The 25,771-nt window shown below is 43.2% G+C and carries 29 protein-coding genes; 1 reads left to right on the top strand and 28 read right to left on the bottom strand.

All coding sequences use genetic code 11. From position 1 onward, the window contains the following. Window positions 1–3: 3 nt before the first annotated feature. The 23 genes from nusB to DRED_RS05665 form a co-directional block, all read right to left on the bottom strand. Window positions 4–435, bottom strand: coding sequence for a transcription antitermination factor NusB (gene nusB / locus DRED_RS05775; protein ID WP_011877430.1), 432 nt, complete (start codon window positions 433–435; stop codon window positions 4–6). 74 nt (window positions 436–509) lie between these two features. Continuing rightward, window positions 510–731: a DUF2273 domain-containing protein gene (locus DRED_RS05770; protein WP_041274489.1), complete on the bottom strand. Its 222-nt coding sequence runs from the start codon at window positions 729–731 to the stop codon at window positions 510–512. Between the two features lie 22 nt (window positions 732–753). Beyond that, complete coding sequence (gene amaP / locus DRED_RS05765; protein WP_011877428.1) at window positions 754–1,290, bottom strand: alkaline shock response membrane anchor protein AmaP; 537 nt, start codon at window positions 1,288–1,290, stop codon at window positions 754–756. Between the two features lie 157 nt (window positions 1,291–1,447). Beyond that, window positions 1,448–1,861 carry an Asp23/Gls24 family envelope stress response protein gene (locus DRED_RS05760; protein WP_011877427.1) on the bottom strand — a complete coding sequence of 138 codons (414 nt, stop codon included), beginning with the start codon at window positions 1,859–1,861 and terminating at the stop codon, window positions 1,448–1,450. A 73-nt stretch (window positions 1,862–1,934) separates the two neighbouring features. After that, window positions 1,935–3,281 (bottom strand): acetyl-CoA carboxylase biotin carboxylase subunit, encoded by a 1,347-nt coding sequence (accC, locus tag DRED_RS05755; RefSeq protein WP_011877426.1) that lies wholly within the window; start codon window positions 3,279–3,281, stop codon window positions 1,935–1,937. An 8-nt stretch (window positions 3,282–3,289) separates the two neighbouring features. Next, a complete protein-coding gene (accB, locus tag DRED_RS05750) occupies window positions 3,290–5,194 on the bottom strand; it encodes an acetyl-CoA carboxylase biotin carboxyl carrier protein (RefSeq protein WP_011877425.1) in 1,905 nt (634 codons plus the stop codon). Window positions 5,195–5,418: 224 nt separating this feature from the next. Further along, on the bottom strand, window positions 5,419–6,033 hold the full coding sequence (locus DRED_RS05745) for a SpoIIIAH-like family protein (protein ID WP_011877424.1): 615 nt from the start codon (window positions 6,031–6,033) through the stop codon (window positions 5,419–5,421). A gap of 1 nt (window position 6,034) precedes the next feature. Beyond that, window positions 6,035–6,655 (bottom strand): hypothetical protein, encoded by a 621-nt coding sequence (locus DRED_RS05740; protein ID WP_011877423.1) that lies wholly within the window; start codon window positions 6,653–6,655, stop codon window positions 6,035–6,037. A 60-nt stretch (window positions 6,656–6,715) separates the two neighbouring features. Next, window positions 6,716–7,345: a stage III sporulation protein AF gene (gene spoIIIAF / locus DRED_RS05735; RefSeq protein ID WP_041274488.1), complete on the bottom strand. Its 630-nt coding sequence runs from the start codon at window positions 7,343–7,345 to the stop codon at window positions 6,716–6,718. Between the two features lie 6 nt (window positions 7,346–7,351). Further along, complete coding sequence (gene spoIIIAE / locus DRED_RS05730) at window positions 7,352–8,521, bottom strand: stage III sporulation protein AE (protein WP_011877421.1); 1,170 nt, start codon at window positions 8,519–8,521, stop codon at window positions 7,352–7,354. Between the two features lie 13 nt (window positions 8,522–8,534). After that, entirely contained in the window at window positions 8,535–8,921 is a 387-nt protein-coding gene (gene spoIIIAD, locus DRED_RS05725) for a stage III sporulation protein AD (protein WP_011877420.1), read from the bottom strand. 15 nt (window positions 8,922–8,936) lie between these two features. Further along, window positions 8,937–9,137: a stage III sporulation protein AC gene (gene spoIIIAC, locus DRED_RS05720; protein WP_011877419.1), complete on the bottom strand. Its 201-nt coding sequence runs from the start codon at window positions 9,135–9,137 to the stop codon at window positions 8,937–8,939. A gap of 17 nt (window positions 9,138–9,154) precedes the next feature. Then, entirely contained in the window at window positions 9,155–9,673 is a 519-nt protein-coding gene (gene spoIIIAB, locus DRED_RS05715) for a stage III sporulation protein SpoIIIAB (protein WP_011877418.1), read from the bottom strand. Further along, window positions 9,667–10,680 carry a stage III sporulation protein AA gene (gene spoIIIAA, locus DRED_RS05710; protein ID WP_011877417.1) on the bottom strand — a complete coding sequence of 338 codons (1,014 nt, stop codon included), beginning with the start codon at window positions 10,678–10,680 and terminating at the stop codon, window positions 9,667–9,669. Before spoIIIAA ends, spoIIIAB begins: the two co-directional genes overlap by 7 nt. A 179-nt stretch (window positions 10,681–10,859) precedes the next feature. After that, on the bottom strand, window positions 10,860–12,485 hold the full coding sequence (locus DRED_RS05705) for a copper amine oxidase N-terminal domain-containing protein (protein ID WP_011877416.1): 1,626 nt from the start codon (window positions 12,483–12,485) through the stop codon (window positions 10,860–10,862). Between the two features lie 144 nt (window positions 12,486–12,629). After that, entirely contained in the window at window positions 12,630–14,324 is a 1,695-nt protein-coding gene (locus tag DRED_RS05700) for an FAD-dependent oxidoreductase (RefSeq protein ID WP_011877415.1), read from the bottom strand. A gap of 188 nt (window positions 14,325–14,512) precedes the next feature. Beyond that, entirely contained in the window at window positions 14,513–14,941 is a 429-nt protein-coding gene (locus tag DRED_RS05695) for a CD1247 N-terminal domain-containing protein (RefSeq protein ID WP_011877414.1), read from the bottom strand. An 84-nt stretch (window positions 14,942–15,025) separates the two neighbouring features. Further along, the gene (gene efp, locus DRED_RS05690) at window positions 15,026–15,583 is read right to left on the bottom strand and encodes an elongation factor P (protein WP_011877413.1); all 558 of its coding nucleotides are present in this window, start codon (window positions 15,581–15,583) and stop codon (window positions 15,026–15,028) included. Window positions 15,584–15,609: 26 nt separating this feature from the next. After that, window positions 15,610–16,683, bottom strand: a complete 1,074-nt coding sequence (locus DRED_RS05685) for a M24 family metallopeptidase (RefSeq protein WP_011877412.1) — start codon at window positions 16,681–16,683, stop codon at window positions 15,610–15,612. A 2-nt stretch (window positions 16,684–16,685) separates the two neighbouring features. After that, on the bottom strand, window positions 16,686–17,129 hold the full coding sequence (gene aroQ, locus DRED_RS05680; RefSeq protein WP_011877411.1) for a type II 3-dehydroquinate dehydratase: 444 nt from the start codon (window positions 17,127–17,129) through the stop codon (window positions 16,686–16,688). Window positions 17,130–17,324: 195 nt separating this feature from the next. Then, window positions 17,325–18,698 (bottom strand): TldD/PmbA family protein, encoded by a 1,374-nt coding sequence (locus tag DRED_RS05675; protein ID WP_011877410.1) that lies wholly within the window; start codon window positions 18,696–18,698, stop codon window positions 17,325–17,327. A gap of 263 nt (window positions 18,699–18,961) precedes the next feature. Continuing rightward, window positions 18,962–19,174, bottom strand: coding sequence for a sporulation peptidase YabG (locus DRED_RS05670; RefSeq protein WP_011877409.1), 213 nt, complete (start codon window positions 19,172–19,174; stop codon window positions 18,962–18,964). 188 nt (window positions 19,175–19,362) lie between these two features. After that, window positions 19,363–20,109: a prepilin peptidase gene (locus DRED_RS05665; RefSeq protein ID WP_011877408.1), complete on the bottom strand. Its 747-nt coding sequence runs from the start codon at window positions 20,107–20,109 to the stop codon at window positions 19,363–19,365. Between the two features lie 310 nt (window positions 20,110–20,419). Between DRED_RS05665 and DRED_RS05660 the strand changes: the two genes are divergently transcribed. Then, on the top strand, window positions 20,420–21,634 hold the full coding sequence (locus DRED_RS05660) for a PQQ-binding-like beta-propeller repeat protein (protein WP_011877407.1): 1,215 nt from the start codon (window positions 20,420–20,422) through the stop codon (window positions 21,632–21,634). Here DRED_RS05660 and DRED_RS19740 read toward each other — a convergent pair. The 5 genes from DRED_RS19740 to DRED_RS19510 all read right to left on the bottom strand — a co-directional run bounded on the left by DRED_RS19740 (window position 21,626) and on the right by DRED_RS19510 (window position 25,760). After that, window positions 21,626–21,904: a DUF5658 family protein gene (locus DRED_RS19740; protein ID WP_420794780.1), complete on the bottom strand. Its 279-nt coding sequence runs from the start codon at window positions 21,902–21,904 to the stop codon at window positions 21,626–21,628. The two genes, DRED_RS05660 and DRED_RS19740, sit on opposite strands and share 9 nt — an antisense overlap. Window positions 21,905–22,089: 185 nt before the next feature. Next, on the bottom strand, window positions 22,090–22,590 hold the full coding sequence (locus tag DRED_RS17840; protein ID WP_083755141.1) for a PilW family protein: 501 nt from the start codon (window positions 22,588–22,590) through the stop codon (window positions 22,090–22,092). A gap of 14 nt (window positions 22,591–22,604) precedes the next feature. Next, a complete protein-coding gene (locus DRED_RS05650; protein ID WP_011877405.1) occupies window positions 22,605–23,021 on the bottom strand; it encodes a type II secretion system protein in 417 nt (138 codons plus the stop codon). A gap of 152 nt (window positions 23,022–23,173) precedes the next feature. Then, window positions 23,174–24,937 (bottom strand): pilus assembly PilX N-terminal domain-containing protein, encoded by a 1,764-nt coding sequence (locus tag DRED_RS05645; RefSeq protein WP_011877404.1) that lies wholly within the window; start codon window positions 24,935–24,937, stop codon window positions 23,174–23,176. A gap of 460 nt (window positions 24,938–25,397) precedes the next feature. Beyond that, on the bottom strand, window positions 25,398–25,760 hold the full coding sequence (locus tag DRED_RS19510) for a competence type IV pilus major pilin ComGC (RefSeq protein WP_011877403.1): 363 nt from the start codon (window positions 25,758–25,760) through the stop codon (window positions 25,398–25,400). Window positions 25,761–25,771: the final 11 nt, after the last annotated feature.

Raw genomic sequence — 25,771 nt, 5'->3', positions numbered from 1 at the left:
AATTTACTCTAGACTACTTATGACTGGTGCTGCTTCGTCCTTGTTATCCAGCAGTTTGCCTAGGATACCGTTTATAAAACGGACGGAGTCCGGGGTGCCAAATATCTTGGATAATTCCAGAGCTTCATTAACCGATACACTCTTGGGGATATCGGCTCGATAATTCATTTCAAAGATTGCTAACCGCATAATATTGCGGTCTACATTGGCCATCCGATTCAATTGCCATTCCTTACTAACCTTACCAATCATAGCATCAATTTCTTCTATGTGTTCCAGGGTGCCCATAACTAATTGTCGGGCAAACTCTATCTCCTGGGGACCAGCCCCAAACTCCTCCGCAGTATTGTTAAGTGCAAGGTCTGGTTCGGTTTTTCCTAAGTCAATTTGAAATAATACCTGCAGTGCAGTTTCTCTGGCCTGCCTTCTGCCCAAGTTAGGACCTCCTCAAAGTCATTATTTATTTTTAGTTTTGCCATTCTTCTTCATTTGCATAAATTAGTCCTGGGTTACCAGCGATCCCGAAAAAGTCTGTCAAAGGCTTCCCGAAAATCAAAACTTTGGTCCACGCCCTTGCCTACAAAATAACCGATTGATACACAAAGGCTCACAAATAAGGCTTTAAATAAGCCATAGCTGATAGCAAACCAGCCAAAGGCCAGTCCCAGTATTGCTCCTACGGCTTTTCCCCTGTGGTTTTCGATAATTTCCTGAAATAGTTTATATAACATCTTCACCCTCCTCCTGCCGGGCTTACTCTACCCTAGGACGGGTGCTGGATATATTATCCACAATTACTTTGATATCGGTTACCACGATCCCGGTGGTTTGTGAAAGGTACTCCTGTACCCGCTGTTGAATTTGCCGGCTGACTTCCGGAATACTGATATCTGGGGACACGATTGCCCGAATATGCAACCCCATTCCCTTTGAAGTTTGTATAACACGTGGTTTTACTTCTTTTACACCCTGTATCTGGTAGACAACTTTCTTAACCAAGTTTTCAATGGTTGTTAGGGAAATTCTTACTTGTCCCAGGGTGTAGTCATGGACCACTGCCTTGCCGGTTTGCCGCCGGGAAAAGGAAACCCATAGTAAGCGCAAGCCCACAAGTAATAAAACGCCTATAAATATAGACAGGTAAAGTTGCAAATCATGCACGTAGGGGCTTTGCCACAAAAGGTATAAGGGCTGTTGCCACCAACCAGAAACAATTAACAATGCCAACAGACTAAATATTGTCATTAACAAGGTATAAAATATGAGCAAAGAACGGTCAAAGGGACTCACTGAATCCCCTCCCTTTTTTATAATACTATGAGCCTTTATAAAATAAAAGAATGTACCCTTGTGCATATTAGAAAGATTATAGTTTCCATATGCTAAATATAAAATGCGGAACCAATAAGTATTGGTTCCGATTCTATATATCTTCACCTTTTTAATTTTATCTTACGCGGTTTGGTTCATCTTCTTTTGTATCTGCATTAGGAAAAGTAACGCCTTGCACATGGACATTCACTTCCACCACAGAAAGACCTGTCATGCCTTCGATGGCACGCTTTACATTCATTTGGATCTGGGAAGCCACATCCGGAATGCGGACACCAAACTCAACAATAACGAAAAGATCCACTGCCGCTTCCTTTTCCCCAACTTCAACTTTTACACCCTTGGACAGGTTCTTTCTGCCCAGCATTTCGGCAATGCCGCCGCCAAGACCTCCACTCATACCTGCAACTCCGGAAACCTCGGTTGCAGCCATCCCGGCGATAACCCCTACTACATCATCTGAAATGCGGATACCACCTAATCCTTCATGGGGAGTCATAACCACGATATCGCGCTTATTATCTGTCATGGTACACCTCCAAAAATATCCAATGTTTCCTAGGAATTATACCATATTCATCCTGACCACAGCAACCAAACTATTAGTCAGGCAATATTCGTCGTTGAATAAAGTTTGTATAGACTTCACCCCTGCGGAAGAAAGCGTTATTTAATACCTTTTTATGGAAAGGAATGGTGGTAGGTATCCCTTCAATGACAAATTCGTCTAAGGCCCTTTGCATTCTGCGTATAGCTTCGTCCCTGTCTCTGCCCCAAACAATTAGCTTGCCAATCATCGAATCATAAAAGGGTGGTATAGCATAACCATTATAGGCTGCACTGTCCAGACGGACCCCAGGACCGCCCGGTTGGTGATAAGTTTTGATGGTACCCGGATGGGGCATAAAGTTTTTGTCTGGGTCCTCTGCATTAATACGACATTCGATGGCCCACCCGTCAATGCGAATATCTTCTTGACCATAGCCTAAGGGTTCCCCAGCTGCAATTCGTATTTGTTCTTTAATCAGGTCGATACCTGTAATTAATTCAGTAACAGGGTGCTCCACCTGGATACGGGTATTCATTTCAATAAAATAGAAGTTGTTATTTTTGTCTAAGAGAAATTCTACCGTACCGGCATTATAGTAATTTACTGCCTGGGCGGCTTTTACCGCTGTATCCCCCATGACTCTCCGGAGTTCGGGCGTCAGGGCCACCGAGGGGGCCTCTTCAATTACTTTTTGGTTACGACGCTGTACAGAGCAGTCTCTCTCCCCCAGATAGACAATATTTCCTTCTTTATCACCAAGGATTTGGAATTCTATATGTCTGGGTTGCTCCACATATTTTTCTAAATAAACATCGCCATTACCAAAGGCCGCTTGGGCTTCGTTCTTAGCAGTATTGATGGCTTTCAGTAAGTCTTCTTCACTGTGTGCCACCCTCATACCACGGCCGCCGCCGCCCGCAGATGCCTTAATCAATACAGGATAACCAATTTCTTTGGCAATACGAATGACCTCTTCTTCATCACTGACGGCCCCTTCAGAACCAGGAACCACCGGCACATTGGCCTTGATCATGGTATTGCGGGCCAGGGCTTTATTACCCATAAATTCGATGGCATGACGAGAAGGACCAATAAATGCGATGCCACAATCCTCACATATTTCGGCAAAGTTTGCATTTTCGGCTAAAAAGCCATAGCCGGGATGAATTGCATCTACACCAGATACTTCGGCTGCACTAATGATGTTGGTTATATTTAAGTAACTTTTACTAGAGGGAGCCGGCCCGATGCAATAGGCCTCATCTGCCAGCCGTACAGGCAAACTGTCTCTGTCAGCCTCTGAGTAAACCATGACTGTTTTGATGTTTAACTCCCGGCAGGCACGAATGATGCGAAGGGCAATCTCACCCCTGTTTGCAATTAATATCTTTTTAAACATCTGTCACCCTACTTTTTTCTAATCATGAAGAGATTTTGTCCGTATTCAATGGGCTGGCCGTTTTCCACCATGATTTGGACAATTTCACCAGCTTGCTCTGCTTCAATTTCGTTCATTAATTTCATAGCTTCAACAATACAAAGAGTTTGACCCTTTTCTACAATATCTCCTACGTTAACAAAGGGGTCGGCATCCGGAGATGGTGCTCTATAAAAGGTACCCACCATCGGTGCGGTAACAGGGATTAAATCCTCTGTGGGCTGGGTTGAAACCACAGGAACTTCCGGTGCCACAGAAGCTTCACCTGTTTTAGGTGCTTCAGTCACCGGTGTTTCCGCTGTCTTTTGTGGTGCCGCAGGTGTTACAGTGGCAGACACTTTTCCACCTTTACGGATGGATACTTTAACACCATCACTCTCCAGGTCTATTTCTGTAATATCTGTTTGATCTAATACCTTAATTAGTTCTTTTAATTCACTAAGGTTCACGTTCTTAGCCTCCTTGGTACTCTTGGTGCCACTAAAATCGGCAGGCGCCCCTGGTTTAATCGAAGCTTCCTTCCTCTGTGGACCTGTTTCTCCTCTTTTGCGCGCTTCAAAAAATTTGCGTGCTACCTGGGGGAACATAGCATAGCTTAATATATCCTCTTGGCTAATGGCTAAATCCTTAATCTCATCTCTTAGTTTATCCAGTTTGGGTTCTAATAAGTCAGCGGGTCGGCAGCTGATAGCTTCCTTATCCCCTAGGACCTTGCGACTAACCGAAGGATCAATGGTGGCCGGGGGTTGGCCGTAGTAGCCCTCAACATAAAGTTTTACTTCACCGGGAATTAATTTGTACCGTTGCCCGGTTAAGACATTTAAAACAGCTTGGGTTCCAACAATTTGACTGGTGGGTGTTACCAGCGGCGGGAAGCCCAGTTCTTCTCTCACCCTAGGAATTTCTTCCAAAACCTCATCCAGCCGATGCAGCGCCTTTTGCTCCTCTAGCTGGGACACTAGGTTGGAAATCATACCACCAGGGACCTGATGTTCAAACACCCGCATGTCACTGATGCGTGTTACACCCCGTTGCTGTCCCAGCACTTTGCGAATATCTTCAAAATACTGAGCCACTTCAAACAGTGCCTTCATACTTAGTCCAGTATCATAGGGGGTTCCTTTCAGGGCCCTTACAACGGTTTCTACCGGTGGCTGCGAAGCACCAAAGGCCATGGGAACCGAAGCAGTGTCCACCACATCTACACCAGCCTCTGCGGCCTTTAGATAAGCTCCCACTGCCATACCACCAATATAGTGACAGTGCAATTGCACAGGTACCTGTAAATGGGCTTTGAATAATTTAACTAATTCGTAAGATTTAAAAGGTGCCAGAAGGCCGGCCATATCTTTTATACAAATAGAATCAGCACCCATTTCCTCCAGCCGCAGGGCAGTTTCCAGGTAGTGTTCGGTTGTATGCACCGGGCTTACGGTATAGACCACCGTTGCCTGGGCATGGGCCCCGGCAGCCTTGGTGGCTTGAATCGCCTTTTCCATATTTCGAATATCGTTTAAAGCATCAAAAATTCTGATGATATCCATACCGTTTTCCACGGTTTTATGAATAAATGCTTCCAGCACATCGTCAGGGTAATGCATATATCCCAGCAGAGACTGTCCTCGGAGTAGCATTTGTAAGGGGGTGTTTTTAACGTACTTCCTAATCAACCGAAGACGTTCCCAGGGATCTTCGTTCAGAAAGCGCAGGCAAACATCAAAGGTTGCTCCGCCCCACACTTCTAAGGAGTGATACCCCATTTGATCTAATTTTTCCAAAATGGGCAACATGTCTTCCGTGGCCATACGGGTTGCCCACAGACTCTGGTGTGCGTCACGTAATGTTGTATCGGTAATTTTTAAATGATGAGACATTTTTCCTCCTCCCCCAGCACAATGCAACAGAAAACTCAGGTCATTGTAAATCTGCAACAACCTGAGCGGGTCCGTCAGTTGCCGAAAAAGTATTTTATTTTCCTACTCTAGATTATATAGAAGGAGTAAAGGAAAGGCTACTAAAGAAGTCTAAGTATACAATATTCTATGGTTTTGATAAAAAGCCTTCTTTGTGACTAATATTTTTGTACATCTTTCTCCCTTTAGTTCTTAGGTATAATAACAATATTTTGGGCTTCAACCTGGGTACTGCGTGACACCAGGTCCGTTATCTTAACTGCGTCTTCTTGATTTAAATCCTTTGCTTGAATTACAACCGTAACGGTTTTTCCTTCTAAGAATACCACAGAATCTTGATACCCCTTGGCCCGAATTAAACTTTCCACTTCCAGTTCTTTTTGTAAACGGTTGCTAATCACATACAATTGCTCCTGGGCTTTTTTTCGAATATCCGGGTCTGAATTAGTATTATTGATAATTTCTCTGGCTATTTCTATTTGGTGCCCACGGCTTCTTTCCCGCTCCAAGCGATATTCAACAAAAAAACCACTGGTATCCTTTAGGACATCTTCGTTCTGATCAATTTCTCCTTTCTTTACTTCCACAGCATTACCCGAAGGATTACTATCCGGCTTTACAATGCTGTTTTCCTTGGCATTGGGCGAATTATTTTTATCCTGAGTACTGGCTTGTACATGGGGAGCATTAGTAAGATTTGTAGTTTCTTTGAAATTACCAATGCCCCCTTGGGAACCTACGACCAATAAAGTAATTCCCACTAGGGTTAAAAGTCCTAAGAACCAGAATCGTTTAGACATGTTATTCACCTGCCTTTTTTGCCATCACAATAACTTTCTGTGGTTCTACCCCCAGAGAAACCTGTGCAGCTCGGAACAATTGTGCCTTCACCCTTGGGTCATTGGCTCCATCTGCTACCACCAATACACCGGCCACGGTGGGTGCAATCTCTCTACTCATAACAGGGGTTTCCTCTCCATTACGGGTCACCAATACCAGTTGGCCAGTATCCGTATCCTCGGTAAGGGTTCTGGTTCCGCCAGTTTGATCTTTCTCCTGGGTGGTTTTTTTGCCAGTGGATGTATTAATGGCATATTCTGTACGAGTGGAATTTTCTAACCGAATGGTTACCTTTACTTTACCGGCACCATCTATCTGCTCTAACATCTGGCATAATTTCCCTGACAGATACTCTTCCTCAGAGGCCATGATGTTTTTGATGGATTCATTTTCTTTCGTTATTACCTCAACCTTTTCTTTTACTGGCGGGGCTTGAGCTTTTTTTTCATCCCCTAGACCTCCTAAAAAAAGCAAACCTATGCCAAGGGCTGCACCAACAACCATAATTTTTATTCTCTTTAGTTGTTCCTTTTTGGGCCCGTCAACTTCGCCGTCACCAACCAGTTTTTTAAACCAGCTCATAGAACAGCCTCCTTATCTCTTTAGAGAAAAACTTTTTGTAAAACTTGGCTTCGCAAGTTCTTAGCTACCCTCCACAACCTTTACTTGCTCAAGGGGAATATTATAGAAATCGGCAACAGTACGTGCCAGGCGCCGGGCTTGTTCACTATCTGTCACAGAGGTTTTTTGGGTGTTCGGAGTCCCCGTTGCTCCAACCGTTATTTGAATGGGTTCCACCCTTTGTATCTGCTGATCACCAACTGGGTTGGGGGATATCTCCAGTACAATTCCGGTTAGCCGACCGTAATTTGGGTCTTCCGGTTTATCTAAAGTTGTAACCTGGACCCCTGATATTGTGATATCCTTTTGTAATTTCGCCAGAGCCAGTACCTGTTTCTCGATTCCCTGTTGGTATTCTTGCAGGGCTTCTTGTTTTTGTTTACCAGCAAGCTTTTGTCCAGCATGCATAATACTTTCCAGGGATGAAGTGTTGTTGCCCTTGGTTAAGGCCGGTAAATCAAATTTAAAATCCTGTCGGATAAAATTGGCGCCAGCTTCCATAACCACCACAATCACCAGCAAACCCATAACCATTTTGACATACCTTTGCATATCGTTGTTAGGAAGGAACATTTCCAAGAACAAAACCATAACAATAATGATAACAAGGGCCTGTACCAGTTCTTTGATACTCTCCAAAGGTGCCGTCACCTCTCTTTAACGCAACATGGTCATTAAATCACCCATTCCCACTACGATGGTTATGGCAAAGAAAAATAACAATCCCACCGTAGCCACTGCAGCAAAAATACCTAACAGGCTTTTCCCTAGACCAGTAAGACAATCTGCCATTTGTTTGTCCCCCACTGGTTGGATTAAGGCACCGGCCAGTTTATACACAAAGGCAACTGCAAAAATTTTAAGTATTGGCAGTATTGTTAATACAAAGATAATAACAACCCCAGCAATTCCCACGGCGTTTTTAATTAAAAGAGACGAGCCGATCACCGCATCCAGGGCATCGGAGAACATTCCTCCCACTACCGGTATAAAAGCATCGGTGGCAAATTTTGCTGTACGTATGGCCACTCCATCGGTAACGGAGCCAGCCACACCTTTGATAGAGAAAATACCCAAAAAAATGGTTGAGCACAGTCCCAGGACCGTCATGGCCACCGTCTTAAACAGGTCTGCCAGGCGGGATACTTGGAATTTCTCGGAAAGATTACTCAAGATATTTAATACAGCAGAGAAAAAAATCAAAGGAAACACGATCACCTTGATAACCGTGCCAATGGTGGCAATGGAACCAAAAATGATGGGATGGAAAATGGCCGTAGAGGCCACACCACCCATGGCGGCCAACAGGGTTAACAAGAGTGGCATTAACGCTTGCATAAAATGGACCATTTGATCAATGGCTTCTCGCCCAATATTAACGGCCAAGGCAAAGGACCCCACTGCCAAGGTGATTAAAGCCATATAACTAACGGCATAGGCCAATTTACCAGTGGTCCCCTTCTCAAAGGCTGACATTAAGTTTTGCAGTACAGCACAGATAACGGCCAAAACCACCAATTTTCCAAGCAGAGAAGCGTTCGCTACTACTTCCTTAAAGAAGAACTTAAATAGACCTGTGAATATATCCGAAACCTGCCAATCCAAGTCTCCTTTCATCAGTTGAATAACCATTTCTTTAAAATTGATCTCTGGAACTGCTCCTTCGATTTCCGTGTTAAGATGTTCCACAAATTCTTCCAGTTTACTTATCTCCAGCTCAGCCAATTGCCCCTCTGGACTTAATCCTTGCTGTTCAGGTGCAGCCTGCACGGGTACCGGGACCAGGAACAAACATATCAATATCCAAGTGTAAATGATCTTTGGCAACCTTCTCCCCACCTTAAGGCACCAGTTTTATCAGAGATTGCAGCACTGCCACAATAATAGGTACTGCCATTACCAGAACAATAATTTTAGCTGCAAATTCTATTTTTGAAGCCAGGGCACTTTCCCCGGCATCTCGGCATATCTGAGAGCCAAAATCTGCAATATAGGCAATGCCTACAATTTTCAGAATGGTACCCATATAAACCATACTTACATTGGCCTGACTGGCCAAATCCCGTAGAACATTAAAGACCGCTGTAATTTGGGACATCATGGCAAAAAATATGATGATACCTGCTGTCATTGTCAATAATGTAGCCATGGGTGGCTTCTGCTGGCGCAGGATAATGGCAAGAATGCAAACCACCAACCCCAGCCCAACGATTTGTAAAATATCCATACCCCTGACCCCTTTTTAAAACAACTTAAATACCGATTTTACCTGATCAAACAACCCTCCCAGGAGTTGCACCACCCAGAAAAGCACCACTGTTAAGCCACCTAGAGTGGCCAGAACAGCATAATCATCCTTTTTGTACTCTTTGAGTAACGTTGTCAGAACTGCCGTTAACAATCCAACCCCTGCAATCTTAAAGATCAGATCGATATTACCCATGCCTCACATCCCCCTTCTTAGATAAGGATTAGCACCACCGTTAGACCACCCAGGAAACCCAAATAATGATAGACTTTGGTATTCTTTAGGGAGGCCTCTTCTGCTTTGGCATGCTCTAGTTTTAATTGTTCCTTTGCCAGTACCAGATGCTTTATCTGATCCTCCCTGTCGGACATCCCAAGACTAGTACCCAATTCCACAAGGATAGCCCGATCCGTCTTGGCTATCGATGATTTTGGGTAATACTGACTTAGGGCCGTTTGCCAGGCTTCCCTGGCAGTAATTCCCCGCATGCTCATTAATTCAGTCCCAGCCCTGCTAAATAACAAGGCCACCCTGGGATCACAACGTTCTGCCACACTGGTCATAGCATCGGGTAAGGGTGTCGCCCCGTAGGCTATCTCTGTTTCCAAGATTTGCAGGGCATTTAATAGGGCACGAATCTCTCCGGGCCGTCTGCTATAGCCACTGGCTACCGTCATACCTATTAACGTACAAAAGAACACCACCACTGCTGCACCAATGATTTTTAACATGGTTTCACCCCCAACGACCTCATGGTCCGGCCGTCAATGATGTCTTCTACGGTCCCCACCCCCCGGGACCGACCCAGTATAATAAACCTTTGGATAGCCTTAATCCTAAAGAGATATTGTAGAGCTGGGCGGTCTGCCAATTCTTCCAGAGTTGCGCCATGGACCGTACTCAGTACCTTAACGCCTGCGTTTAGTACCTCTTCCAAGGCTGCCACATCTTCCTGTCGTCCAATTTCATCGGTAGCTATGATCATTGGACCCATGGAACGCAGCAACATCATCATACCCGGAGCCTTAGGACAGGCATCTAAAACATCAGTTCTAGGGCCGATGTCCCTCTGGGGAACACCCCGATAACAACCGGCAATTTCCGAACGCTCGTCCACCACACCCACAGTGACACCCGAAAAACCTAATTCTGGCACCCCTTCACTGAGTCTGCGAATGATCTCTCTTAACATCGTAGTTTTACCACAGCGGGGCGGCGACACCAGTATGGTATGATAAAATCGACCGTCCGAAGAAATGAGGTAAGGCAAAACCTTATCTGCCACACCTACCACTGCCCTTGAAATTCGGAAATTAAAGCCGGAAATATACTTAATATTTCTAATTCCTCCCTGGTCAGTTAGGACTTTACCGGTAATGCCAACCCTGTGTCCACCAGGCAGCGTAATATAACCATTCCTCAGTTCTTCCTCCAAGGCATAGAGGGAACTTCGGCTCACCAGTTGAGTTATCCGCTCTACATCAAGGTTATTAATGGTATAGGCCTCCGTGGCCTTAGCAGACACAGAGCCCTGATCATTTACAAAGCAATCCCCCTGGGCCAGTCCCAGCATTAAGGGCCGTCCCTGTCGAATTCGAATTTCCTCCACTTCTTCTTTAATGGGCAGGGGAAGTTCGGTCAGCATTTGGCGTAGATTTGGGGGAAATAACTTTAGTACTTCATCCAAGGGCAAGCCCTTGCTTGTATCCAAAACATGAACTTGTCTCAAAACAGACATAGTTTGTCCCCTCCCTTTCTTATACATATTGAGTTAGGTGTCATTTTATTCCAATTAAGTTTAAGAAATAAAAAAAGAGTGCCAAAATGACACTCTCAAAATAGCTGTTAGCTTTTAGTCTTTAGTTTTTAGCTTTCAACTTTCTGCTTTCAAACTTTCCAACTCTCAAACTTTCCACCCTACTCATTACTAGTAATGTAAACCATGTTACCGTCTGCTTCTACCTGGCAGCCTAATTCTTCAGCAATAAAGCGGAGAGGAACTAAGGTTCTGCCATCCTTCACATAGGCTGGCACATCCAATAATTTCGTTTTACCGTTGACGGTATATTTTCTTTCGCCAAGCTTCATCATAACATACTGATTGCCCTTAGCTAGATATACTTCCTGATCGTTTACTGCATTTACCCTGCAGCCCAGGGCTTCTGCCAAAGTTCTAACAGGTACCATGGTGCGGCCATCTTTTACCAAGGGTTGCACATCAAAATCAACGGGAATGTCATCTAGAACAATGTTAACCTTTGGTTCCAAGCCGGGCAAAAGATTTTTTTCCTCAACATCAGATTCATTGGTTAACTGACTAAAGTCAAGGCTGTTTTCCTTTGTCAATTGGGGTACTGCCGGGTTTACATTCTTATCAACCTTTGCCTTTGAGAGTATGTCCAGTCCCAGATTAAACATTTTTGTAGATCCCTGGGCCGCATCAATTGTTAATGTAAAATCAGAGGCTGCATCCCTTTGGGATTGATCATAATCCCCTGCCAGCTTAAAGCTCACATTCATGTTTTGCTCTTTAACAGCGAATTTTACGTCAAAGTCCATATTTCCCTTTATCTGATTGCCAGATTTAACTTGATCAACGGTTACCTTGATTTCACCGATGGAACTGGCGGTGTTGGTGTCCTTAATATTCAAATTTAAGATAAATTTGCTTGAGCCATTTTGGCCTTTGGGAGTATCAAAGTCCAGATTTTTTAACTCAATCCCAGCTTCTTCCATGGATTTTAGGATATTATCAGCACTGGAAATCTCACTGTCTTCTGACTTAATATCAGTCAGAATATCGTTCTTCACTTCATCATAGCTCTGGGTAGCATCCAGGCTTGTGATATATTTTGCCATCAGATCCGCAAAGCGTTCTGGTTCACTTTCGGCTTTTTCCACCAAACCTGCTAAGCAAGCAGCAAATTGCTTTTGGTTTATGGAAATACGCAAATTATTACCCGAATTGCTAATGCATTCGTTGGGCATTCCTTCTAGGATAAAGGCCATTAGTTCGTTTTGTAATGGCAAGATATCTTTAATTTTTGCGCCAAGCCATGGGCTAGACCACAACTGAGTTAGTTCCGGTTCATCTACATACAGATACTGGGGCAGTGTATTTAGGTCTGGAATGTCTGCAGTAGGGTCTATTTCTTTGACCATTTTAAAAACATCCTTGGTAAAGATCACTTTGGACCCTGCAAGATAGATATCCCCCTGGTAGCTTTTGCCTTGATAATTTATTTTCCATTGCATTGCCATTTGGCCCGCAGGAGCATTTAGCTTATAGTCAAAACCCAACTTAGCTCCCTGCAATTTACTTAATTCTGGTACCATCATCAAAAATCCGCCACCCAGTTGGTTCAATTTGTATTCTACAGAACCAGTGGCAGTGGATGATATTTCTGTGTTCATTTCTGTAAAACTCTTATTCATAATATCCAGCAAAGCCTTTTTATCTTGGGACAGCTCTTCGGCTCCCGCAGGAATAATAAAGGAAAAACACATCACCAAAGATAACAATAAAACAATAAATTTCTTCACTTTTCTCCTCCTCTTATTGTACTGTATACCCTTAATTATTGATTTTCTAGATCTTCTTTAAAAACCCTTTAAGGTTGTGAAAAAAGGACCATTCTCCCACATTGAAAACAAAGCCCGTGTCTTTTACACGGGCTTTGTGACATATTAAAAATCTTCCATGTCAAAGGGCCAACCTTCCATACCAGCTTCCATAAATTTTACATTGTTGAATCCGGCACCTTCCAGGATACGGGCTGCTTCATAGGCCCGGGACCCCATGACACAGACGGTTACAATTTCTTTATCCTTGGGTACCTCAGCCAATTTCTGCCGCAATTCTCCCAAGGCTAACTGTTTAGTCCGTTCATCTTCAATGTAGCGCATATTAAACTGTTGTGCTGTACGAACATCTAACAGGACAAAGTCGTCACCTTTTTCCAACTTGGCTTGTACTTCTGCCGGAGTATAGGTATTGGCAATACCCTCCAGTTTGTTCTTCAATGCATTGCCCGCATGCACCATAGGGTCAATGGGCGTATTATAGGGTGGTGCATAACCAAGGTCAACGTTCAACAGGTCATCCAGGGTGCCGCCGTATTGAATTAAGGCAGCCACCACATCAGCCCGTTTAGCAACTTCACCTTTGCCAAGACCCTGGATGCCCAAAATTCTTTGGGTACCCTTCTCTGCTATCATCTTGAGAACAATTTTGTTGCTATTGGGATGATAGTGGGTCATATCAAAGGTGGCTACGGTAATGGTTTCAATATCATAGCCCAGGGCACGGGCTTGTACTTCTCCCAAGCCAGTCCGAGCAACGTTCATATCCATACAGTGCAGTACGCCGGTCCCTAAAATACCTTTGAAAGTAGATTTACGACCAGTAACGTTGTCACCAACTACACGGCCCTGTCGGTTTGCATAGGTGGCCATGGGAGCAAAGACTTTTTTGCCCGTGAGCAGGTTGGTATTTTCTGCGCAATCACCCAGAGCATAGATATCGGGATCACTGGTTTCCATATATTCATTGACTGCAATGGCACCGGTTTCACCAATGGTAAGGCCAGCATCCTGGGCCAGTTTTACATTGGGCCGAACACCCACAGCCAAGATAACAGCATCTGCATCAATGGAACCCTTATCGGTAATAACCTTACTTACACGACCATCTTCACCTTCTAATTTGAGAACCTTTTCGCCAAAACGTCCTTCTAAGCCCTGCTCATAGAAGCTCTTGTACAGCAACTTACCCATGTCGGGATCAAGAATACCGGGCAACAGGGTTTCTCTAAACTCTACCACGGTTACTGTACGCCTGGGGCTGAATATGGCATCCACAGCCTCCATACCGATAAAACCAGTGCCAATGACAACAACATCGTTCACTTCGCCGGCATCTAAAGCCTGTTTAATGGCAGCAGCGTCGGTAAGATGATTCAAACGGTAGACACCCTTCAGGTCAAGGTTTTCAATGGGAGGTGTAATGGGATTGGAACCGGTACCCAATACTAATTTATCATATTCAAAAATCTTTTCCTCTCCGGTTTCCACATCACGAGCAACAACCTTTTTATTGGTACGATCGATGGAAATGGCTTCCACTCCAGTAAACACGTCCACGCCCCGTTCGGATTTAAAAAACTCTGGGTCACGTTTTACGCCATAGGAGGTGGAGTAAAGGTGATCAAAGTCATGGATTTTACCAGAGAGATAAAAAGGCATACCACAACCAGCATAGGAGATGTATTTACCTTTTTCCAAGATAGTAATTTGTGCTTCGGGATCTAAACGGCGTGCACGGGCTGCTGTTTTAGGACCAGCCGCTACACCGCCAATAATTAGGATCTTTTTGCTAGCCATAGGTAGTTCCCCCATTTCTACATAAATTCAACAATTTTATTATAACTCCAACCATAGAGAAGATTCAATACTTGCCACTGCTTATTACCAAAACTAGTTAGCATAGGAACTAACAACGTACTTTTTAGCACAAAGCAAAAGGGACAGGTGCTATTAAAGCTCACCTGTCCTAGTGATTTTAAATTGCATTAAATTCTCTTGTTTTCTTTGCCTTCCGTTGGTTCTATCTCACTGGTATTGTCATATGTATCGTCATTGACGTAGACTACTTCGTCACAGTTGGGGCAGGTTACTTCAATAATATCATCATCCTCCAGGATATCGGAATTAAACATGACGGTTTCACCACAACCGGGACAATCAACCTCCACATAGTCTTCTGCTTCACAGTCACATTCATTGATATCCTCTTCTAACGTATAGAGGTCTTCATCAATGGTCTCAACATAGTCTTCCAACTGCTCCTGTGCTTCCTCCAGACCTTCCAATTCCTCGGCCACATCCTGTAAAACATTGATAATCCCGTTCAGTAATCGCCCTTCCTTGCTCTCCATCGGCAGATCCACGCCATCGGCCAGACCTTGCAGGTAGGCCACCTTTGATTTTAAACTATCCATGGAAAAACCCCCTTTGCATTTGGTACCATAGTAACACTACAGTATTATTCCTCGGCAAAGGGGGTTTTATACCTATTATGGTGATTATACCCGTTTTACGTAGTTCCCGGTACGGGTATCAACTTGCAGTACATCGCCGATGTTGACAAAGAATGGTACGTTAATCACTGCACCGGTTTCTAAGGTTGCGGGCTTGCCGCCACCAGAAGCGGTATCCCCTTTGATGCCGGGGGCGGTTTCCACCACTGCCAGTTCCACCGTATTGGGCAGATCTACCGCAATAATATTGCCATTGAAGCTGGCAATGGTCAGGGTCATATTTTCTTTTAACCACTTGATGGCATCACCCATATCTGCTTTGGAAACGGTAAACTGGTCGTAGGTTTCCATATTCATCATATTGTAACTCTCGCCATCATTATACAGGTATTGAACTTCCTGACGCTCGATTCTGGCAGGCGCCAATTTCTCGTTGGGGTTAAAGGTTCTTTCAATCACTGCCCCGGTACGCATATTTCTCATTTTTGTACGTACGAAAGCAGCACCTTTACCGGGTTTAACGTGTTGGAACTCAATGATTTGATAAACATCGTTGTCAATCTCGACCGTTAAACCGGTCCTAAAATCACTGGTAGAAATCAACCTAAATCGCCCTCCTGTAACAAAATTTAAAGAATAATTAGTTCATTTTTTGGTGAAGAAGTGAGTATCTCACAACCATCTTCGGTTACCAAAACACTATCCTCTATGCGCACCCCACCCCATTGGGGCAGGTAAATGCCTGGTTCAACGGTGACCACCATACCTGGCTGCAGGATGGTTTCGTCCTTTGTATTTAACCGGGGATTTTCGTGAATGGCGAGGCCCACACCATGTCCTGTGCCGTGACCAAAGTATTCTCCATAGCCATATTTAGTAATCACACTGCGGGCTGCTGCATCGGCCTGACGGGCGGGGATACCCGCCTTGACTGCCCGGAGCCCGGCCATTTGGGCTTCCAGTACAATATGATAGATTTCCTGTTGCTTTTTATCCGGCTTACCGATAACCACGGTACGGGTCATATCTGAATTATACCCCTGATATAAAGCTCCAAAATCCATGGTGATAAAATCACCGTCTTCCAATAGCCTGTCACTGGCCACCCCATGGGGGAGAGCCGAGCGGGGGCCGGAAGCTACAATGGTTTCAAAGGCAACGCCCGAAGCACCTAGCTTTCTCATAAAGAATTCCAGTTCCAGGGCCACATCCTTTTCTGACCGGCCTGGTTTTATGTACTGTAGAATATGTTCAAAGGCTTTGTCACCAATTTGCATTGCTTTACGAATGATTGTCATTTCAGAGTCATCCTTAATCATCCGCAAGTCTTCTACCAATCCTGTACAGGATGCCAGTTCTATGCCCGGTAAATTGCTCTGAAGGTCCTGGTATTCTTTATAGGTTAAATGCTCTGCTTCAAAAAACAGCTTTTCAGCTTTATAATTCCTCAATAATTCATAAACTAATACAAAGGGCGATGACTGTTCCACCTTAACCACACGAAAATGGGGGCTTTGTAGTTTAACCTGTTCAATATAGCGGAAATCGGTTAAAAAATCTGTTGTCTCTTGACCAATCAACAAAACCCCAGTGGTACCGGTAAAACCACTGAGGTAATAACGATTTTCCGGTTTGGTAACCAGTAAATAAGAAATCCCTCTTTGGGACATTTTCTCACGAAGGTGCGCTATACGTTCAATCATTATTAATTCCTCCTCGACTGAGCAAGGGATAGCGCCGCTTGAATGCCAAGTAGATAGCTTGCAGAACCAAAGCCACTGATTTGACCAGCAGCCACTGGTGCAATAACCGACTTGTGACGGAATTCTTCACGGGCATGGATGTTCGATAGATGCACCTCGATTACAGGAATATCAATGGACGCCACTGCATCCCGCAGGGCGATGCTATAATGTGTAAAAGCACCGGGGTTAAACACCACGGCATCCATGCTTTCTGCAGCTGCCTGGAGTTGATCCACCAGATCTCCCTCATGGTTGGATTGAAAGAATTCTACCCTGATTCCTCGTTCTTGGGTAAAATTTAAAATCTGGGCATTAATCTCTTCCAGGGTAAGAGAACCATAAACAGCCGGCTCCCTTTTGCCCAATCGATTTAAATTTGGACCATGCAATACAAGAATTTTCATATATACTTCTCCCACGGGCTGGTTTTCCTGTAAAAACCCACATTACCGACACACATTTTACCATATTCCCTATCCTCTTGCAAAGATGGTTTCCTAGAAAACTAAAAAGCATTTTCTTTTCGAAAAACTTGGTTGGGTATCATACCCTAAAGGTCATACGTAAAATTTTGCAGATATAACACTTCCCATCGAAGCTTAACTGCCGCTGAGGGACATAGAAGCAACCCGCAGGGTAGGTGAACCTTTCCCACCAAAGAACTCCAAGTCATTGCCCACAGCATCCACCGAACCAAGTAGTTCCATGATATTACCGGCGATGGCCACACCCCGCACAGGTTTTGTCAACGCGCCGTTTTCAATCCAAATGCCCGCTGCCCCCAAGGAAAAATCGCCGGAAATTGGATTTGCTGTATGCATTCCCATGACTTCGGTTACATAAAGTCCATTTTTAACTTCCTGAATGATTTGATCCGCACTGACCTGCCCCGGGCGAATAAAGAAGTTTGTGGTGCCGACCTCCGGTGTACTTTTAAAGGAACCCCTCACACCATTACCGGTTGACCGGATGCCTTCCTTGGCAGCGGTATAAGTATTGTGCAAAAAGCCCTTTAATTGGCCCTGTTCTATTAAAACTGTTTCTGAAGTAGGTACACCTTCCCCATCAAAGGGTGCAGAGGCTATGCCCCCCTTCAATCTGCCATCATCCACCACTGAAACCAATTCACCGGCCACCTGTTGGCCTACTTTCCCGCCAAAAAGAGACCGTCCCTTCTGTACAGCTTCACCGGATAATGCGGGAGATAGTAAGCCTAGAAAGTTCGTGGCAATATAGGGGTCCAGCACCACAGCTGCTCTCTGGGTTTTTACCGGCTTGGCACCCAGCATACGAACTGCCCGTTCTGCTGCTTTCTTACCAACCATAATTGGCTCGAGGTCAGCATATTTCAAACCATATTTCATGGCAAAGCCAGTCTGGCTGTCCTCACCTTCGCCAGCCACCAAGGATAGATAAATTCCGCAATAGGTACCCTGGTAATGGGCCTGCATACCTAAGGAATTGACAATGCTGACTTCCATTTCTCCGTCCTGATAAGAGGAGCTTTCAATAATCTTAACTCTGTTATCATGGGCCTTGGCAACTTTTTCCATTTCCACTGCCATTTTAATTTTATTTTCCACCGAAGCTCCCCGGATGGCAGGGTCATAAATATCCAGTTGTGGATATTTATCTGTAATTTGAGGCAGAGTATAGTGCGTATCGGGTTCTGTGTTGGCTCCGTTGGCCAGAGCCTGGTGAACAACTTGATCCACCCCGCCACTACTAAAATCCGTCGTATAAGCAAAACCAACTCGCCCGTCGGTTATTACTCGAATACCCATTCCCCGGTCTTCAGCCAGTTTCATGGTTTCTACTTCACCATCACGAGTTTCAATGGATAATTCCTTACTGCTCAGCAAAAAAGCCTCAGCCATTGCTGCACCACCGGATGTTGCTTTTTGAACTGCATTTTGCGCAATGGTCAAATATTTATTACTCAAGGCAAATACCCAACTCCTTTCCTTCAACATAAGTATTGTTCTCCCAAAGACAAAATATTCCTTCCGAAATATACATTATAAAGAAAACTTGGCTTATGCCATACCCTATAGGGCACGAGAGCCTTTAGGCGACGGCGTAAGCCTTAGTTGCCCTTATACAATCGGAAAGTTTTAACTTTCTGATTTACTAAAATGAAACCGCCCATAGTAGGCGGCATTGTAAAAGTATGATGAAAAAAATTATAAAGGTAGATGGAATTGCCCTCCCGGGCTGGCTGCAAACTAAGGCTTTCCTAGTGCACAAAATTTTGGGTTAAAGCAAACAATTTTCTGGCCGAAACCGGATTCAGTTCCTGTACCGAAGCTTCTACAATAAGATTTGGGTCCAGCAAGGCCAGTATGGCCACCTTTTCTCCGGTCCGTTGATTGGTATAAAAGCCTAAAACACAGAATTGCATATCTTCCCCGTAAATCTTTCTTGTTACAATATCACCAATTTTCACCACCCACTACCCCCTAGCTATTAACAAAAAGGTCATTATGTTAAAAAACCTGCCATTATTCTTACATTAACATATGACTTCTTTTAGGAAGGTGTGTCTGGCCACTTTTTATACTTTTGGGGCAATGGCACCAGCTAAAGCAGGACTACTCAGTTTCTAAGGAAATACGTCTAGAAAGCATTGTTATTAATTTATAAAAAACCTAGATACCAGACAATAATTCTTTCTCCTAGGAAGGCAGATATAATTGCACCGGCCGCTAAAAAGGGGCCAAAGGGAACCGGATCTTTACGACCCTTGATGCCTGTGGCCAGTAATAAAATGCCCACCGCCCCGCCTAATAAAAAGGAAAGGAAAAGGGCTATGGCCACTGGCTTTAACCCCAGATAAAGCCCCATCACCGCTGCCAGTTTAATATCACCGCCGCCCATACCACCCTTTGACAGCAGGGCAATTAAAAGCAGTAAGAGGCCTGCTGCAAAAAAACCGATTAAGCCCCATTTCAAGTGATCTAAGGATTGAAAAAAGATGATCGGCAACCCCAGCAGTCCTCCTACCAGCAAAACGCTATCAGGAATGATTTGATGGTGGATATCAATGACAGTGGTAACCATCAGTACGGAAAAAAATACCAACATGGCCAGGGCTTGCCAGGATATGCCCCAATAATAAATAGTTGCCAGGAAGAGTAAACCAGTGATAAGTTCAACCAAAGGGTACTGTACGGATATCTTCACCCTGCAGTAACGACATTTTCCCCTTAACAAAAGATAGCTGAACAGGGGTACTAAATCCCAGGGCTTCAAACGGGTACCGCAGGCAAAGCAGTGGGAGGGTGTGGTAACCACTGTTTCCCCCTGGGGAATCCGGTATATGCAAACATTTAGGAAACTGCCCACCACCAGTCCGGTGATCAATACAAGGATATAAAAAGCCATCACTTTATTCTCCTCCAAATACTTTAGAAATAAGTATAAACCCTTCTATGAGGATTTCATTGTTTCTGCTCGCTTAAAATCTCTGCATTGGACATTGCTACAAAAGTCGTTCACCTTAGACAATGAAAATCCTCCATCTGCTTTTCAAAAGTTAGTAGAAAAAAAAGCATGTCAATCTTTATTTCTTCTAAGTTTGTGAAAACCCCTGTAGCTTTCTATTAAGAAGCACATCTTTTTTGTATAATTAGAATATGTGTTAGTCAATTTATTTAAATTGGTAATTCCAGTGTTCCGTACAAGGGGGAATTTAATGATGTTAAGGAAAATAAAAACCCGTTTCCTAATTCTGTTGGTATCGCTATTTTTAATCCCGTTTCATTCACTTCAAGCCTGGGGAGCAGGTTTGGAAATTGAATTTGAGAAAGTGGCCGGCAGTAGCGGGACTGACCGAGGAACTGCAGCCCTGCAAACGGTTGACGGGGGTTATGTTGTGGTGGGTGAGACAATGTCCTCCTATTTGCACGGACATAGTAAATATGATGCTTATCTGCTTAAACTGGATGCCAAAGGTTTATTGAAGTGGCAGAAAACCTATGGCGGGGGCAGTGACGACCGAGCACTTTCTATTAAACAAACTAAAGATGATGGTTTTATCCTAACCGGTGTTACCCAATCCTTCAACCAAAGCCTAGACAAAAATGTCTATCTGGTCAAAACCGATGCCTCCGGCCAGAAAAAATGGTATAGGACCTATGGTGGCAGTGGTGATGACAGCGGCACTTGGGTGGAGCAAACCTCCGATGGCGGTTATATCATTGTGGGGGAAACTACCTCCTCCGGGGCTGGGGATAAGGATATTTACCTGATTAAGACCAATGACCAGGGACAACTGATGTGGGAGCAAACCTTAGGTGGCAAGGGTTCCGATAGCGGAGTCAGTGTTTTAGCAACCAAGGACGGTGGCTACCTGCTGGTAGGTCAGACCAATTCCACAGGAGCCGGCAGTTTTGACATCTACTTAGCTAAGGTAGACGGCAAGGGGAAAAAGGAGTGGGCAAAAACCCTTGGTGGAAGTGGCTTGGATTGTGTAAACTCTTTAAAAGAGACTACTGATGGTGGATACATAATAGCAGGTGAAAGCTCTACCTATAACCCAACGGGGTCCGATGCGTATCTGCTAAAGATAGACAATGCGGGTAATCTTCAGTGGGAGAAAACCTACGGTGGGAACGGTTGGGCTGTGGGTAAATCGGTACAGCAAGTCCCAGAAGGCGGCTACTTGCTGGCCGGCTGGACCACTGCAAAGGATCGGAGAGGGTTTGATCTTTATCTGGTCAAAACGGATGAAGCAGGCAAGAAATTATGGGATAAGACCCTGGCCAGAGATAAATTTGACCCAAGTTTCTCTATCCAGCAGACGAACAACGGCATCATAATCACCGGTTGGTGTATCGAAAAGATGAAGTGGACTCAGAATCGTAACGACGATGTTGAGGTTTATTTTATGAAACTTAAACTACAATAAGGCAATTTTCATCAACCACCTACAATGTAAACCTATAACACCCAGCTTGATTACCAAAAGCAGCCTTAATGCCGAAGGAAGCCAGCTAATTCTGTGGCGTACACTGTAGAGGAAAAGGCAAGCGGTACTCACAAAACAAAATACCCCTATGACGGTAGGCGTAGGGTTGTTATCTAATATTTTAGATAGTAAAGGGTTGGCCTCTTGAATAACGCCTAGGCTCAAGCCATAATGGGTTAACAGTAGATCAACTAAGGTAAGTAAGCATATGAGAAATAATAAGTTCAGTAGTACTACCCCCGTAGATGAGGAATATTTTTTCTTTGGGTAGCAGTATAACCATTTTTAAGGTATAAAATTTGTTCTAACAAAAGTAAAAAGGTCTAACAGATTCTCTTCCCCTGTTAGACCTTTTGTTTAATATTGGAAGATAATTAATTAATAGTTTTCCAATATTAGGGCTTAAAGATAATGGCCTTTCCAGAATTCCCGGTAATCTTTTCTATCTTTAATATCCATACATCCTTACTTATTTGGTAAGAGTGTTCCCCATCTATTTCTCCAGTTACCGTATAGCCTAATATACCATCGCTTACTTTATTAAAAGAAATATGAAAACTTATATCTCCATAATTACCTCCCAAAAGATCTGTAGATGATCCATCTTTATAATGTTTCAAAGAACTATTTTCAATGTAGATGGCTTCCTTTCCTGCCACACTGGTATAGTCCTGTTGAATCTCCATTTCACTAGCACTACGGACAATATCCTCTATTCTTTCACTGGCCATTCGGACGTTAAACTGCACTTCCGACTGCTTGGATGAGGTCATGAAGGATTTGTTAACATAAAAATAAAAGCTGTAGCTAACTGCAATTACTGCACCTATAATGGCCAAAGTAATCAAAAGCTCAATTAAAGTGATCCCTCTTTGTTCTTTAAATGGTAAAGAGATTTTTCATGCCCCCTCTAATCAGCTTCTATAAATGAGGAAATTGTAACATGACGCTGTCCGTTCTGGTAAAAGGCCACCACAGTAACTGTATAGCCCTTAACAACCCCGCTAACATAAGGCTCTACGCAAAATTTCCTATTCCGTCCATCATAAGAATTAATATTATCAGGATCTTCTACATACTCGCCCTCAGTCGGATCATTCAGATATGTTTTATTGGTAAAATACAGTTCTCTGTCTTCCTTATAGTACAATTCTTCCAGCTTCTTCTCTGCATTTGCAATAGCTTCACTTCTTTTACCTGTCTCCAAAATACTTGTTATATTCCACCCAAAAAAAGTGGTGAATGCAACAATAAGAATTGCCAAAATAGCCAAAGCAACTAACAATTCTACAAGCGTAAACCCTTTATCTTGGGATAATCCCTTCATAACCTCACATCACTTTGCTATTTGTACTGTCATTTTTCGCATAGATGTTTATAAATATAGTTTAGTTTGACCCAAAATTTTGATTCATGTTTCTAACTAGTTATTAATAAAAAAATCTTTGTGAATACAATAAATAATTCACTGTCCGAAAATCAAATTTTTATCCATTGACCATATCCCCTCCAAGTTAATCTTGATGGTTCTTCCACTGTTACCGATAGAGAGGGAGGACCATTAGACCCCCATTCCAATGAATTAAAAATTGTTGTATCCAGTGGATTATTAGCGGTTATCCGAGAGTCTCCCTGTACAATGCAATCATCAACTACAACAGTACCTAATATTTTACCACTTCCTGTAACTGTAAGTTCAGCCTTTGGTGCATATAAAATCATAGGATAGACATCTGCATCTCCTTGTACAGAAACATACTTTCCTCCTGTAATAACATTACCAATTATATTATTACTGCCTTGGATAGAAATATTAGCATTCTTGGCATAAATAGAACCTTTAAATCGTGTATCTCCAGCAAATTTTAGTGAATCTTTTCCTTGATAATACATAATTAAAGAATTGCTTTCACCATTGGCGTTAATCGTACTGCTTCCACTAAGGTTAAAATCATTTTCAACGTATAAAATAAGTCTTCCCTCTCCAACCAGAACAATATTCCCTTGTTGTATATCCAGGTTTTTTACACGGAGTTTCCGTGTCTCCCCCTTTAAGTCAATACACAGGGTCCTATCACCTTTTATTGAGATCTTATCGTAATAGCCGTCTTCGTCTATTTTCCAGTACCACGTCTGGTTTGAGTTTATCTGTGGCGTATTATAGGTAGCATTAGATGGAACTGCTAAGAAGTTCACGTTTGACATCGGTCCTGTTACCTCTCGAAACTGCGGATCAAAAGTATACCCATCCTTCATGGGTGTAACAATCACTGTTCCCTCTTGATGTCCAGATCCTTCTCCAGTATAGGCCGCCCATGTCCCATGGCCTTTTTTCCAACCTGGATCATTGGTTGTTTTTACATTTGTTTTAACCAAACTCCCCTGTATACTCGGACTCAGGTAAATTGCTACATCACCAATTCCATTACCATTGCTGTCAGCTACCTTACCAGAAATCGCCCCTGGTTCTGTTACAAGGTTGTCTTTTGATGTCAAATCTTCAGGAAAGTTTGGAAAAGCAGGTAGGGGATAACTTCGTAGTGCAGGGAGATAATCAATCTTGCCATTTGGTATGTTTTTGGTTTCTTCACCCCCACCACTATACGTTACAACTTTCTCTTTATTTGCTCCTGGACCAATATATAGATTACCGTTAAATATACCTGTTTTATTATTTTGAAAGTGAACATGGCCACTTTCTACAGTATTCGTCAATACATTACCACTTATTTCAGCACTACCCTTAAAAAGTATCCCTTTATTCGAAAACAGAGCGATCGGACCACCACTACCTCCATTACCGCCTCCCGCCCCCAGCATTTGTAAAACGGTATCTCTGCTAATCTCATACGCTAAGTCATCCTGTGCTTGTATAGCCCCAGTCTGACCCTTTCTTACAATACCAACGGACTTAACAGTAAAGGTACCTGCCTCATATAATATTTCCGTTTCAATATTATAACTGTCATTTCGTTCTTCACTAAGAGCACCATTAAGATCTCCATAAAAAACTTTTTTTGAGGGTATGACTTTATTTTCACGGCAAAGATCTTTAATATAACTTAAAGCCATTTCCACCCCTGATTGCGCATAGTAATAAGCTTGCGTCCGGTTTTCAACCTGTTCAGAGGATAAAGTCTCCTGAGAACTGGCATACCATACTGTAGTTCCCAGCAGGGATGTAATCGCCAGAATAATAAGTACTGAAACCAAAGCAATTCCTTTTTGGTTTTTAATAAACATGTTATCTACCTCCCTTAACGAAGGTCAAAAACTATTTCTCGGGTATTCCCATGGGCTATGATTTGTGCCAATGGCACCGCATACCTCTAAGAATTTTTTAATTTTTATACTTTATAATATCGTATAAAATATGGTTTCACCACTATAACCCTTAAAATTTTATACAGATTTTAAGAGTACTTAAACCTTGGGGAAAGTACTATCCTTTCTTCGGCTTCAAATATTTCTCTAGGTTTCCCTTCCCCAGAAAAAAACGCCTACTGCTATATTCGTAACAGGAGGCGTAATTGTTTCCAGTAATTAAGTTAACAAGTTACCCTTTTTGGACCTTGCACAACATAAAAAAGTACTCCTTTGCTTAAGTAAAGTGCCTGGCACTTTAGCAAAGTGAAGCGACGTCAGGAGCTTTACTTTGTAGAGCAAATATGGTACCTAGCTCTAAAGCCCTAGATTCTTAAGTTTAAGGTGCAACATAAACAGGTGCTTTAAGGGGTGTAGCAGTACCATCAGTAAAATTCAAATTTGTTACATCAGCACCTGCTTGTATATACCCCTTAGCAACTAACTCAGCAAGGACACCTGCTTTATCCTTAACTACAAAGGCTGCAACTTCTGTACTAGTCTGTTTGGCCATATACATAGAAATTGCTCCATTAAGTGTTCTTGCAGTTGCTTCATTAGCGGCATCTTGAGCATCTTTTGTAACATTGTTATACATTGGTACAGCAATAGTCGCTAAAATACCAATAATTGCAACTACCACCATCAACTCCACCAGAGTGAAGCCTTTTCTGTTGCGAAGCATTTTTGCAATTTTTAACATCCAATTCACCC

Source organism: Desulforamulus reducens MI-1 (assembly GCF_000016165.1).
Lineage (GTDB): Bacteria > Bacillota > Desulfotomaculia > Desulfotomaculales > Desulfotomaculaceae > Desulfotomaculum > Desulfotomaculum reducens.
The sequence above is the reverse complement of the archived record's forward strand: the minus strand, read 5'-3'. Positions and strand labels throughout refer to the sequence as shown.

What these genes read in the sequence shown, in the direction of transcription:
- spoIIIAD (WP_011877420.1), bottom strand. Translation starts at nt 8,921, where the DNA reads ATGGATATTTTACAAATCGTTGGGCTGGGGTTGGTGGTTTGCATTCTT.
- spoIIIAB (WP_011877418.1), bottom strand. Translation starts at nt 9,673, where the DNA reads ATGTTAAAAATCATTGGTGCAGCAGTGGTGGTGTTCTTTTGTACGTTA.
- DRED_RS19510 (WP_011877403.1), bottom strand. Translation starts at nt 25,760, where the DNA reads ATGTTAAAAATTGCAAAAATGCTTCGCAACAGAAAAGGCTTCACTCTG.
- DRED_RS05645 (WP_011877404.1), bottom strand. Translation starts at nt 24,937, where the DNA reads ATGTTTATTAAAAACCAAAAAGGAATTGCTTTGGTTTCAGTACTTATT.
- DRED_RS05745 (WP_011877424.1), bottom strand. Translation starts at nt 6,033, where the DNA reads ATGTCTAAACGATTCTGGTTCTTAGGACTTTTAACCCTAGTGGGAATT.
- DRED_RS05685 (WP_011877412.1), bottom strand. Translation starts at nt 16,683, where the DNA reads ATGATTGAACGTATAGCGCACCTTCGTGAGAAAATGTCCCAAAGAGGG.
- DRED_RS05665 (WP_011877408.1), bottom strand. Translation starts at nt 20,109, where the DNA reads ATGGCTTTTTATATCCTTGTATTGATCACCGGACTGGTGGTGGGCAGT.
- DRED_RS05760 (WP_011877427.1), bottom strand. Translation starts at nt 1,861, where the DNA reads ATGACAGATAATAAGCGCGATATCGTGGTTATGACTCCCCATGAAGGA.
- DRED_RS05700 (WP_011877415.1), bottom strand. Translation starts at nt 14,324, where the DNA reads ATGGCTAGCAAAAAGATCCTAATTATTGGCGGTGTAGCGGCTGGTCCT.
- aroQ (WP_011877411.1), bottom strand. Translation starts at nt 17,129, where the DNA reads ATGAAAATTCTTGTATTGCATGGTCCAAATTTAAATCGATTGGGCAAA.
- DRED_RS05740 (WP_011877423.1), bottom strand. Translation starts at nt 6,655, where the DNA reads ATGAGCTGGTTTAAAAAACTGGTTGGTGACGGCGAAGTTGACGGGCCC.
- spoIIIAC (WP_011877419.1), bottom strand. Translation starts at nt 9,137, where the DNA reads ATGGGTAATATCGATCTGATCTTTAAGATTGCAGGGGTTGGATTGTTA.
- DRED_RS05675 (WP_011877410.1), bottom strand. Translation starts at nt 18,698, where the DNA reads ATGTTGAAGGAAAGGAGTTGGGTATTTGCCTTGAGTAATAAATATTTG.
- accB (WP_011877425.1), bottom strand. Translation starts at nt 5,194, where the DNA reads ATGTCTCATCATTTAAAAATTACCGATACAACATTACGTGACGCACAC.
- DRED_RS05695 (WP_011877414.1), bottom strand. Translation starts at nt 14,941, where the DNA reads ATGGATAGTTTAAAATCAAAGGTGGCCTACCTGCAAGGTCTGGCCGAT.
- DRED_RS05660 (WP_011877407.1), top strand. Translation starts at nt 20,420, where the DNA reads ATGATGTTAAGGAAAATAAAAACCCGTTTCCTAATTCTGTTGGTATCG.
- DRED_RS05770 (WP_041274489.1), bottom strand. Translation starts at nt 731, where the DNA reads ATGTTATATAAACTATTTCAGGAAATTATCGAAAACCACAGGGGAAAA.
- accC (WP_011877426.1), bottom strand. Translation starts at nt 3,281, where the DNA reads ATGTTTAAAAAGATATTAATTGCAAACAGGGGTGAGATTGCCCTTCGC.
- spoIIIAA (WP_011877417.1), bottom strand. Translation starts at nt 10,680, where the DNA reads ATGTCTGTTTTGAGACAAGTTCATGTTTTGGATACAAGCAAGGGCTTG.
- DRED_RS05650 (WP_011877405.1), bottom strand. Translation starts at nt 23,021, where the DNA reads ATGAAGGGATTATCCCAAGATAAAGGGTTTACGCTTGTAGAATTGTTA.